The organism is Thiocapsa sp., assembly GCF_022340925.1.
Classification (GTDB): Bacteria; Pseudomonadota; Gammaproteobacteria; order Chromatiales; family Chromatiaceae; genus Thiocapsa.
The window spans coordinates 36,488-47,776 of record NZ_JAJDNA010000004.1; the positions used below are offsets into that span (position 1 = coordinate 36,488).

At 67.7% G+C, this 11,289-nt stretch carries 7 protein-coding genes; 4 read left to right on the top strand and 3 right to left on the bottom strand.

Annotation, left to right across the window (positions count from 1 at the left end; translation table 11 throughout):
* Nucleotides 1-64 precede the first annotated feature (64 nt).
* The 4 genes from pta to LJE61_RS00600 all read left to right on the top strand — a co-directional run bounded on the left by pta (nucleotide 65) and on the right by LJE61_RS00600 (nucleotide 6,605).
* Nucleotides 65-2,203: a phosphate acetyltransferase gene (gene pta, locus LJE61_RS00585; protein WP_296910152.1), complete on the top strand. Its 2,139-nt coding sequence runs from the start codon at nucleotides 65-67 to the stop codon at nucleotides 2,201-2,203.
* A gap of 16 nt (nucleotides 2,204-2,219) precedes the next feature.
* Entirely contained in the window at nucleotides 2,220-3,443 is a 1,224-nt protein-coding gene (locus LJE61_RS00590) for an acetate/propionate family kinase (protein ID WP_296917078.1), read from the top strand.
* 323 nt (nucleotides 3,444-3,766) lie between these two features.
* Nucleotides 3,767-5,668 (top strand): OmpA family protein, encoded by a 1,902-nt coding sequence (locus LJE61_RS00595; RefSeq protein ID WP_296910154.1) that lies wholly within the window; start codon nucleotides 3,767-3,769, stop codon nucleotides 5,666-5,668.
* An 88-nt stretch (nucleotides 5,669-5,756) separates the two neighbouring features.
* Entirely contained in the window at nucleotides 5,757-6,605 is an 849-nt protein-coding gene (locus LJE61_RS00600; protein ID WP_296910156.1) for an urease accessory protein UreD, read from the top strand.
* A 14-nt stretch (nucleotides 6,606-6,619) separates the two neighbouring features.
* On the opposite strand, the gene LJE61_RS00605 is transcribed toward LJE61_RS00600, so the two are convergent.
* From LJE61_RS00605 to LJE61_RS00615, 3 genes are all read right to left on the bottom strand, one after another.
* Nucleotides 6,620-9,295 (bottom strand): ATP-binding protein, encoded by a 2,676-nt coding sequence (locus LJE61_RS00605; protein WP_296910157.1) that lies wholly within the window; start codon nucleotides 9,293-9,295, stop codon nucleotides 6,620-6,622.
* Between the two features lie 11 nt (nucleotides 9,296-9,306).
* Nucleotides 9,307-10,248, bottom strand: coding sequence for an ABC transporter substrate-binding protein (locus LJE61_RS00610; RefSeq protein WP_296910158.1), 942 nt, complete (start codon nucleotides 10,246-10,248; stop codon nucleotides 9,307-9,309).
* A gap of 256 nt (nucleotides 10,249-10,504) precedes the next feature.
* Nucleotides 10,505-11,176 carry a response regulator transcription factor gene (locus LJE61_RS00615; RefSeq protein ID WP_296910159.1) on the bottom strand — a complete coding sequence of 224 codons (672 nt, stop codon included), beginning with the start codon at nucleotides 11,174-11,176 and terminating at the stop codon, nucleotides 10,505-10,507.
* Between the last annotated feature and the right edge of the window lie 113 nt (nucleotides 11,177-11,289).

The following is an 11,289-nucleotide window of genomic DNA, read 5'->3' on the forward strand; positions in this document are numbered from 1 at the left end:
TGGGCGGACCGGGTGCCGAGAGCCGCCGCGAGACTCAGTCCAATCGTCCGTGAGAGGGAAATCCATGCAAAGCGTCTACATCGCCGGGGCCGGTTCCGGCAGCGGCAAATCCGTCGTTGTCCTGGGCTTTATGGAGATGCTCTACGCCGTCAATCGCAAGGTTGGGTTCTTCCGCCCGATCGTATCGAAGGGTATCGAGCAAGACAGCCTGACCAAGCTCATCCGCGGCCGCTACGATCTGCCGTTCGCACCGGAGATGCTCTACGGGTGCACCGCGGAGACTGCCAGCCATCTCGTCGCGGCAGGACATTACGACGAGCTGCTGAAAATGATCCTGAATCGATTCAAGATGCTGGAAGAGCGTTGCGAGCTTGTCGTCTGTGCGGGGACCGACTTCGATGGCCTGGTGCCGTCCTTGGAGTTCGATTTCAACGCCGACCTCGCAAACAACCTCGGCTGCAGCGTCGTCGTCGTCGTCAAGGGCTTTCAGCGCAGCCCCGAGGAGGCGCTGGAGGCTCTCTACATGGCTCATGAATCCATGCGCAATCGCGGTGGCGACTTCCTCGCCAGTGTCATCAACGGGATCGATCCGGAGTATGTCGAGCTGGTCAAGAGCCGGGCGCGCAAGCTCTTGCCGGAAAACGAGAATGTTTATGTGCTTCCGAGGCAAGCGGCGCTCGGAATGCCGACCGTGGGCGAGATCCAGCAGGCACTCGACTGCGAGTGTCTCTGCGGCGACCAGGACGCGATGAATCAGGTGGTCTCCAATTACAAGATCGCGGCCATGGAGGTTCCCGATTTCCTCAGCTATGTCGAGGATGGCTGTCTCATCATCACTGCAGGTGATCGCTCCGACATTATCCTGGCTGCCCTCGCGGCCGACGTCTCCTCGGCCTTTCCGCGGGTTGCCGGTCTGCTGCTGACCGGTGGTCTCCAGCCGGCCGACAATGTCCAGCGCCTGCTCGAGGGCCTGCGACGCACCAAGGTGTCGATCCTGCGCGTGTCGACGGATACCTTCACGACGGCCATGAACGTCAACGGGATCGAGGCGACGATCCTCCCTGGGGACGAACGCAAGATCGCGGCCGCGCTCGGCCTTTTCGAAGGCCACGTCGACGTCGAAGAGCTGCGTGGTCGAATCGCTGTTCGCCGCTCCGACCGGATCACGCCGCTCATGTTCGAGTACGAGCTCATCCGCCGCGCCAAGGCGCGCCGGCAGCGCATCGTGCTTCCGGAGGGCAGCGACGAGCGGATCCTGCGGGCGGCGGAGATCCTGACCCTGCGGCAGGTCGTCGACCTGACGCTGCTCGGCCATCCGGACAAGATCCGCCGCCGGATTGCCGAGCTCGGACTGAAGCTGGAAGGGATCCCCATCATCGACCCGGCGACCGCCCCCGACCGTGAGCGCTATGCCCAGGCCTATTTCGAGCTGCGTAAGCACAAGGGTATCTCCCAGCAGATGGCGCGCGACGCCTTGGAGGACGTCAGCTACTTCGGCACCCTGATGGTGTACGAGGGCGATGCGGACGGCATGGTCTCGGGCGCAGCCCACACCACCCAGCACACCATCCGCCCCGCCTTCGAGACGATCAAGACCAAGCCCGGCGTCAAGCTGGTCTCCAGCGTCTTCTTCATGTGCCTGGCCGACCGCGTCCTGGTCTACGGCGACTGTGCAGTGAACCCGAATCCCACCTCCGAGGAGCTTGCGGACATCGCCATCACCTCCGCCGGGACTGCGGCTGCATTCGGCGTCGAGCCGAGGGTCGCCATGTTGTCCTATTCCAGCGGAAGCTCGGGTAAGGGTGCGGACGTGGAGCGGGTGCGCGAGGCGGTGCGGATCGCCCGGGAGCGACGACCGGACCTCAAGCTCGAGGGGCCGATCCAGTACGATGCGGCAGTCGACATCGGTGTCGCGCGCTCGAAGATGCCCGAGAGCGAGGTCGCCGGGCATGCCACGGTCTTCGTCTTCCCCGACCTCAATACCGGTAACAACACCTACAAGGCGGTCCAGCGCAGCGCGGGTGCGGTCGCCATCGGTCCGGTCCTGCAAGGGCTGAACAAGCCGGTCAACGACCTCAGTCGCGGCTGTACCGTCACCGACATCGTCAATACCGTGGCCATCACCGCGATCCAGGCACAGAACGACAGTGCAGTCGCGGCGGAGCTGGCCGATGCTGAAATGGCCTCCGCCGCGAACGGCTGATCAGGAGGGAGTCCCGATGAAGGTGCTGGTCGTCAACTCAGGCAGCTCCTCGATCAAGTATCAGCTCTTTCGCAGCCAGGATTGGGTGGCGCTCGCGTCGGGCTCGGTGGCGCGGATCGGTGAGGCCGAGGGCGAGATCAGGGGCGAGTGGCTCGACTGGAAGGGGGAACGGCAAACGAGTCGGGCCCCTGCGCCGATTCCCACACACCAGGAGGGCATCGACCATATCATCGCGGTGTTGCGCGAGAGCGGCGTATTGGGCGATGTCTCGGAGCTGACCGCCATCGGTCACCGGGTGGTGCATGGCGGGGAGCACTTCAAACGGCCGACCCTCGTCGACGACGCGGTCGCCAAGGCCATCGAGGAGGTGATCCCGCTTGCGCCACTGCACAATCCCGCCAATCTGGCCGGCATCGAGGTCACCCGCCGGCTGTTCCCCCGGGTCCCTTCGGTCGCCGTCTTCGACACCGCATTCCATCAGACCATGCCGCGGACCGCGTACCGGTATGCGATCCCGGAGTTCCTCTACACGGAGCACCGGATTCGTCGTTACGGCTTCCACGGGACATCGCACCACTATGTCGCCAAGCGCGCGGCCGTTCTCCTTGGCAAGCCGCTCGCGGCATGCAACCTGGTGACCCTGCATCTCGGCAATGGTGCCAGTGCGACCGCGATCCGCGAGGGCAGGAGCGTCGATACCTCCATGGGACTCACGCCGTTGGAGGGTCTGGTCATGGGAACGCGCTGCGGCGATATCGACCCGGCCATCCACTTCTATCTGTCCAAGAACCTGGGGCTCGACACCGCCGCACTCGAGGATCTCCTGAACCGCCAGAGCGGCCTCCTGGGTATCTGTGGCGTGAACGACATGCGCGAGATCGATCGTCTGGCCGAGGCAGGCGACGACCGCGCGGAGCTGGCCATCGGTATCAGTGCTCACCGCATCAAGAAATACATCGGGGCCTATTGTGCCGAGCTGGGGCGGGTCGATGCGATCGTCTTCACCGGCGGCATCGGCGAGAATGCCGCCGAGATCCGTTGCCGCGCCTGCGAAGGATTGGAGAACCTCGGGATCAGGATGGACGACAGCGCCAATTTCGCGATCGAGGAGCGCGGCGAGCGATGCATCAGCACGCCAGAGAGCGCGGTGCGTGTCCTCGTGATTCCGACCAACGAGGAGCTGGAGATCGCCCAGCAGGCCCTCGCAGCCGCATCCGAGGCGGCCGGTGAGTCCCATTGACAGCGATGCCTGGCGCCGCCCTCGGCAACTCGCGGGCTCAGCGCTTGGGACCGTGCGGACGCCGTCGGGGTGCCGTTGAATGCCCGTCGCATCTGGGTTTTTCGGTCAGCGAGAGGCGTCGATCGTGCCCGAGAGCAAGGCGCGACGACGCGTAACAGCCGCCTCCATTGCGCGAAGTCGCAACGCCGGTAGTGGGTGCGAGAGGCGTGCATCGCGGCAAAATCCATGCGTGGCGGGGATATGCTCGCTGGAGGCTGGAGGCGCTTTCCAGCATAATCCCGGGCCCCGCATTCCAATAAAAACGACCGCTTTGGGAGGTGACGATGAACGGTGCCAACTCCACCTGGTTGAAGCCGATTGCCTGGATGCTGCTGGCTGCCCTGCTCGGTGTTTATCTGCTCTACGACTGGTACACGGACCGACTCGACGCCCAGTTGGCGGAGAAGGAGACGCGAATCTCTGAGACCCTCGCCCTGCTGCAGGACCGGGACGCCCGGATCGGCCCGATCCAGGGCGAGGTCGCACAGCTCAAAGCGCGGCTCGCCGAGCAGGCGAGTGAGCTTTCCAAAGAGAAACAGCAGCTCGGCGCTCAGGTGGCGGCGGCCGAGCTGCGCCACGCCCAGCTCGAGGACGACATGCAGGCGCTCCGGCGCACTCATGCCGAGGCGCTTGGCGCGGAGCGGGCCAAGGTCGCTCAGGCGATCGAGGAGCGCGAGCAGCGGGAGAACGCCTACCGCGAGCTGCACAGCCTGTTCGAGGAGGCCCAGGAGCAGATCGTCACCCTGAAGCGCGAGCTCGCCGGGCTGCAGCAGGCGATCGCGGAGTCCGCAGCTGAGCATCGCGAGCAGGTCGCGGAGCTCGAGCGTCACCTCAACGAGCGAGTCCGGTTGGCGAAGGCAACCCCCAAGGACGCGGAGCTGATGCGGGCGGCGCAGGCCGCCGGCCTGCTTCCGCCGGCGGCCGCTGTGCGAGAAGAGGATCAGGACCTCGCCGACCAACTGGCCGAGACCCAAGCCAGTCTGCAGGCGCTGCAGACGGAGTACGAAGCCGCCCGTGGCGAGTACCGCGAGCAGATTGCGACTCTGGAGGAAGCGCTTGCCGACGCCCGCGCCCAGCCCGCTCGGCCGGGCGGCCATGCCGCCGCCGCAATGGAGATGGAGAAGGCCCGCGCGGCGTACGCCGAACAACTGGCCACAGCCGAGTCCCGGATCGGGGCCTTGACCGAACGGCTGCGTCGATCCTACACGCCCAAGGCCTTCGCCGCGCTGCGGGAACGTCTCGAGCGGACCGAATCCGAGCTCGCCCAAGTCAGGGCCGCGGCCGCGGCCGCCGGGGAGAAGGCCGGCGCGGCGCAAGCCGAACAACTGGCCGCAGCCGAGTCCCGGATCGGGGCCTTGACGGAACGGGTGCGTCAATCCTTTGCGCCCGACGCTGTCGCCCTTCTGCAAGCGCGGCTCGCGCAGGCCGAGCTCGAGCTCGGCCGGGTCAGGTCCGAGGCCGATGCCGCCGTCGCGGAGGCCAGGGCGGACGGGGATCGCAGGGCTGAGGCGGGTCAGGCCAAGCTCGCCGCCCTGTCCGAGCGGCTCGCGACCGAGCAGGCGGAGGCGGCGAAACGAGAGGCGGATCAAGATGCTGTGATCGCCGAGGTCAAGGACGCGCTGTCCCGGGCAGAGCAGGAGCTCAGCGCGGCGCGAGGGGATGCCGGCGATGAGGCCCGGGCCAGGATTGCGGAGCTGGAGGCGGCCGTCGAGGAAGAGCGCCGACAGTCGGGCCAAGCTCAGTCCGCGCTGCGCGCCGAGGCGGAGCAGGCGGTGTCGAGACTCCGCGGGCTCTACCAGCGCTTCTCCGAGCTGGGTGGGACCTACACCGCTCGCGGGATGCTCCTGAAGCTGGCCGACACCGAGCTCCGCTTCCCGACCGGGACGGCGACCCTGACCGACGCCGATCTGCCGAGCCTGGATCGGATCGCCAGCCTGCTTGCCGATCATCCCAACCTCGAGGCCCGGATCGAGGGCCATACCGACAGCCTCGGTGACGAGGAGACCAACCTGGCCTTGTCGCAGGAGCGCGCCGAGGCGGTGAAGGCCGCGCTGATCGAGCGTGGGGTCGACCCAGCACGCCTGAGCGCCGAAGGGGTTGGTCCAGCGCGCCCGATCGCCGACAACTCGAACCCGGCCGGACGCGCCCAGAATCGGCGCGTCGAGGTGTATGTCAGCGAGGAATGATACGGTCGGTCCCGGAGCCCCACCTGTGTGGACCGATCCGGCGTCAAAGAGCGGAGCCTGAGCTGGTGATTCGGGCGACCGAGTGACCATGCAGCCGCCGGCCGGGCCGGTCGCTGGGGGCGAGCGGGAGGGCTGGTGCGCCAGACTCCAGCTCGAGATTGCCTCGCGGGATGGGTGCAGTCGCGTCGTCGATAAGCGTCAGCTGGGCCCGCTGACCATCCAGCGACCCTTTTATCCCGAGGGCCCGCCCTGTCATCTTTATCTGCTGCACCCGCCCGGCGGGGTCGTGGGGGGCGATCGACTCGACATCGAGGTCCGGGTCCAGGCCGGCGCGCACGCGCTCGTCACCACGCCGGGCGCCACCAAGCTCTATCGCAGCGCCGGTCCCCGCGCCATCCAACGGCAGTCTCTGACGGTCGCCGCGGGGGGGGTCCTCGAATGGTTTCCGCACGAGAGCATCCTCTTTTCCGGGGCGGTCTGCAGCCTGCGCACGCAGGTCGAGATCGCCGGAGACGCGCGTTTCATCGGCTGGGAGATCCAGTGCCTGGGCCGCCCCGCGGTGGGCGAGCGATTCCGCGCTGGCGGCGCAGACATCGCCCTGTGCCTGATGCGCGATGCCAGGCCGCTCCTGATGGAGCGTCTGCGTCTCGCCGGCGAGTCGACACTCGACGGCCCGGCGAATCTACGGGGGTTCGCCGTGTGCGCGACCCTGATCGCAGCCGGCGCGGATGCGGATGCGCTCGCGACCGCCCGGCGCCGCGTGGGCGACGGGGTGTGCCATCCGGTCGGGGTCAGCCTGATCGACGAGCTCCTGGTCGTCCGGGCGCTTGCCCCGCAGGTCGAGCCGGTGGCCCGTCTCTTCGTCGACCTGTGGTCTGCACTGCGACCCCGCCTGATCGGTATCGAGGCGTCGCCGCCGCGGATCTGGTCCACCTGAGGACCTGCCCGCGATCAATCCCCATTGGGGCTCTGCCGTTGAAGCGCCCGGACACGGTCTTGCAGCTCGGTGAGCGGTGCCTCGGCGGCAGCTCGCTCCAGCTCGCGCACGCCGGTCTCGAATGCCCGCAAGCCGAAAAAACCGCAAAGTCCCTTCAGCTCATGCGACAGCTCACCGACCGCGTGTCGGTCACGGCTGGCGACGGCCGTCGCGAGACGCCCGAGCAGCGCCCGAACCTCACCCAGCAACCGCCCGTCCAGGGTGCTCGGCAGGAGGGGCGCATCGGCGTTGATCACCGAGTGCTCGGGGGCTGCCGAATCGGGCATCGACGGTCCCGTCCGGTCCGGAGATGCGAGGGCGCGGCATAGCGCCTCGTCCAATGCCCCCTCCCAGACCGGCTTCAGCAGGAAGCCATCGAAGATCGCGTCCGCTCCTGCGTTCCCGGGCGTGCCGAAGACGTCCGCGCTCACGGCGATAATGGGCGGGCAGGTCCCCTGAGCCTGCGCGGAGCGGATGGCCCGGGCTGTCTCCAGCCCGTCCATCCCGGGCATGTGCACGTCCAAAAAGATGAGGTCGAATGTGGATCGACGCGTCTTGGTGATGGCTTCGGGGCCGTCGCGGGCCTCGCTCACGTCCACCTCGCGCAGCTCCAGCAGGCGGCGCATCAGAAGCCGGTTGAAGGGATTGTCTTCCACCACCAAGACCCGGCGTCCGGGATAGCGCGGCCGGACACCGATGGGTGGAGCCGGCGCCTCGAGGTTGGCGCGCTGGCCACTGAGGCGGCAGAGGCACTGATGCAGCAGGGACCTGCGCACGGGTTTAACGGTCCATTCGAGATCGCCCTGTTCACGCAATGTCGTCGGCGGCGTCCACTGCTCGGTTCCGACAAGCACCAGGACCGGCCCTCGGTAGCGGGTGCGCAGCTGCGTCACCAGTATTTCGAAGGTCTTGGGGCGGCTCTCCTGCCTGTCGAGTCCTAGAATCAGGAGATCGAAGGGTCGTCCGGTGTCCGCCGCGCTCTTCAGCATCGCCATGATTTGATTGCTGCGCCCGGCGCTGAAGACCTCCATGGACCAGCCGAGCAGGATGGTTCGCAGGGCCCGCAGCTGGACGGGTTGACGGTCGTAGACCAGGATCTTGCGTCCGGCCAACGGCCCGGAATCCAAGGCGGGGATCGGTTGGCGGGTGGGTCCGCAGGGTAGCGAGAAGAAGAAACGGCTGCCCTTGCCCGGCGTGGCCTCGACCCCGATGCGCCCGCCCATGAGCTCGACCAGGCGTTTCGAGATGGTCAGCCCGAGGCCGGTCCCCCCGTAACGCCGCGTGATCGAGCTGTCCGCTTGCGCGAAAGGCTGGAACAGCCGGGCGCGCTGCTCCTCGGACAGGCCGATGCCGGTGTCGCTCACCACGATTCGCACGGCGCCCTGGGCATCCTCGACCGCGGTGTACCCGGCCTCGACGAAGACGTGCCCGGCCGCGGTGAACTTGATGGCGTTGTTCAGCAGGTTGATGAGCACCTGGGCGATGCGATCGGGGTCCCCCAGCAGGGTCTCGGGGATGTCCCGATGCAGGACGAGAGCCAGCTCCAAGCCTTTTTCGTGGGCAGCTGGACTCAGCATGGTCACGACGTCTTCCAGACAGACACGCAGGTCGAACGGCAGGCGCTCCAGCTCGATGCTGCCCGACTCCAGCTTGGTGAAGTCCAGGATGCCGTCGACGACGCACAACAACTGATTCGCGGCCCGGTCGATGGTCCGGGTGTATTCAAGCGCCGCCTGGCCGCCGGCGTCTCCCCGAAGGAGTCGGCTGAAACCGACCACCGCATTGAGCGGGGTTCGGATCTCATGGCTCATCCGCGCCAGGAAGGCCTGTTTCTCCCGTCCTGCCGCCACGGCCTCGCGGCGGGCGGCCTCCAACTGGGCGTTCTTGGCCGAAAGGGCCTCGACGGTGCGTTGCAGCTCGGCGGTGGCGGCTCTGACTTGCTCACGAAGTGCAGACTGCGAGCCTTCCAATGCCTTCGCCATGCGATTGAAGTCGCGGGCGAGCTCGCCGATCTCACCCCGAACCGTCTTCTCGACGCGGACGCCGCGTTGGCCCTCCCTGTAGCGTCTCATTGCCGCACTCAGCGCGAGCAGCGGATCCGAGATGCCGGCGCCGATCCGCAGGGCCGCGAGCAGGCTCAGCAGCAGGGCGCCGGCGATGAGGAGGAGGCCGCCGCCGAGGATCTCGCGTTGGCGGACCGCCATCTCTTCCGTCGAGAGGCGGATCTCCGCCCAACCCAGTGGGACGTGCGAGACGTCCCTCTGGGTCTCGTCCGGAAAGTCCGTCAACTGGACGCCCGTGGTGCCGATGGCCGCCCGAAACAGCCCGGCGATGTCCCGCTTCTCGGGAGGTGTCCCGCACGCCGCCAGCAGCTCGCCATCTGCGCCGCGCAGCCCCACCCAGATGACCTCCGGCTGGCCAAGCGCCGAGTCGCACAGGCCCTGAAGCTGTTTCAGATTGCGGGCGAAGAGGGCCAGCTCGGCCGCCATGGCCAGATTGTCGGCGATGATTCGGCCACGTTCCCATAGATGCTCGGACTCGTGAGTGAGTCGCTCCCGGACCAGATAGCCGCCGACCAGCAGGGCGATCGCGAGCGGCGGGATCAGCGCGAGCAGCACGATGCGCGCCCGGATCCCCAAACCACCATGCATTCGTGGGGATTTCAGGGCACACCTCCCGAGATCCGCGCGACCTGCTTTTTCAACTTCCCATTTGAGGGCGGCTCGAGCCCCAGGGCAGTGGCGACGGTGCGATTGACCTCGATGTCGAACTCCAGTGGATAGGCGGCGGGCGCCAAGCCCCGACCGCCGCCCCGGACCCAGGACAGGATGGCCTCGGCGGTCTGCCGCCCGATCTGCTCCGGCGTGCTGAAGACGGCGGCGACGGCGCCCGCCTCGACATACGCGCGTGAGAAGCCCACCACCGGGCGGCGCTGTTGATGAGCCAGATGCAGCAGCCACTTGGCAGTGGAGGGCGTGAGCACGTCCGGTTCATAGACCGCAAGGATCAGGTCGGTGTCCCGCAGCAAGCGGCCGATCCCCCGCGCGGCGTCGTGGGTGGTGCCGTCCGTCGCTTCCAGGTCCACCTCGAGCCCGACGGCGCGGGCGCTGAGATGGATCCCGGCGCCCTCGCGTCGAACCTCGGGGCCCGCCAGGACTCCGGCACGACGTGCCTCGGGCAGGAGCGCCCGAGCCAGCGCGAGCTGCCTGGCGACGGGCTGATCCAGGTAGATGGCGGAGAGCCGGTCCGTGCTCGCATCCTGCGCGAGGCGCCGGAACCCCGCCTTGGGGACCAGCACGCAGAGCGCGGGACGCGCCGTCCCTGCCGCGACCACCGTCTCGCAGGCCTTCATCCCGACTGACACCGTCAGGTCCGCACGAGCGCCGTCGAACTCCCTGGCCTGCATGGGGAGCAGGCCCAGGCGACGTGCATCGCCATCCCTTCGGAGCCGGGCTTCCAGGCTGCTTGCCAGACCGCGGTACGGGTCCCCCGCGCCGCTCAGCACCAGTTGAACCTGCTGGGGGGCGGCGAGGGCCGTCGATGCAGCGGCCAGCATGAGCATGCCCAGAAGTCGCAGAAGCCGGGGGAACGGTCTTGGCTGCATACGGCGACGCGGTGGCGACCGGCTGAAGCGGATCAGCGGCAGGGGGCGACGGGGGCCCGAGACGGCCAACCCGCTGGCCCTCGTGTCGGCTCTGCGGTCGGCGGCCGCAGATCGACTGAGCCCCGTTGGCCGGCGGCTGCCATGCCGACGCCGGCCAAAGGCGTGCCGTCCTGCGACGAGCCGATGCGTCCGCCTTCCTCGGTCCGGAGGCGGGGTCGCGGAGTCGGTTCGGTCGATCCCATGCGCAGACTGTCCCCTATCCGGGGAGACGGACATCCCCGGGCTTGAGTTCCAGATCGCGCGCCAGCGCCACGGCCTCCGTCCGGTTGGCCGCGCCCAGGGAGCGCAGGATGGCCGCGACATGGACCTTCACCGTGTTCTGGGAAACCCCGAGCTCGCGGGCGATCTGTTTGTTCGACCGACCCTGGACGAGGAGTCTGAGGACCTCCTGTTGTCTTGCGGTGAGGGTTGCAACGGTGCGCGCACTGTCTGACGCGGCGGGCGCAAGGCCCTCGGCAGCCTGCGCGCCTGCCTGGATCAGGTCGGAAGGCACGTAGACGCCCCCGGCGAGGATCAGACGCAGGGCCGACAGCATCAGGTCACGATCGCTGGACTTAGGAATGAATCCGGACGCGCCGCAGTCGAGGGCCTTGCGCATATGCGCGATGTCCTCGCTTCCCGAGAGGACCGCAACCGGCACGCCGGGCGCTTCGTCGCAGATGCTGCTGAGGAGCTCGAAGCCGTTGGCGCCCGGCATGAAGAGGTCGAGCAGGATCAGATCAAGGTCCGGGTGCGTGGCAAGCGCGTCCATGACCTGCGCCGCGTCCTCCGCTTCGTAGCAGGTCGCCGCCTCCTCTCCCAACCCGACGAGGGCAGAGATCAACCCGTCGCGCAGGAGCGCATGATCATCCGCGATGAGTACCTTCAACTCGATCTTTCTCCACGCGGCGTTGAGTCAGGGGAGGTCGAGGGCCGCCCGATGCGGCTTGGCAGCGGCCGGGCGTGCACATTGCGCATGGCGTACAGCCTAGCCCCGGGGCG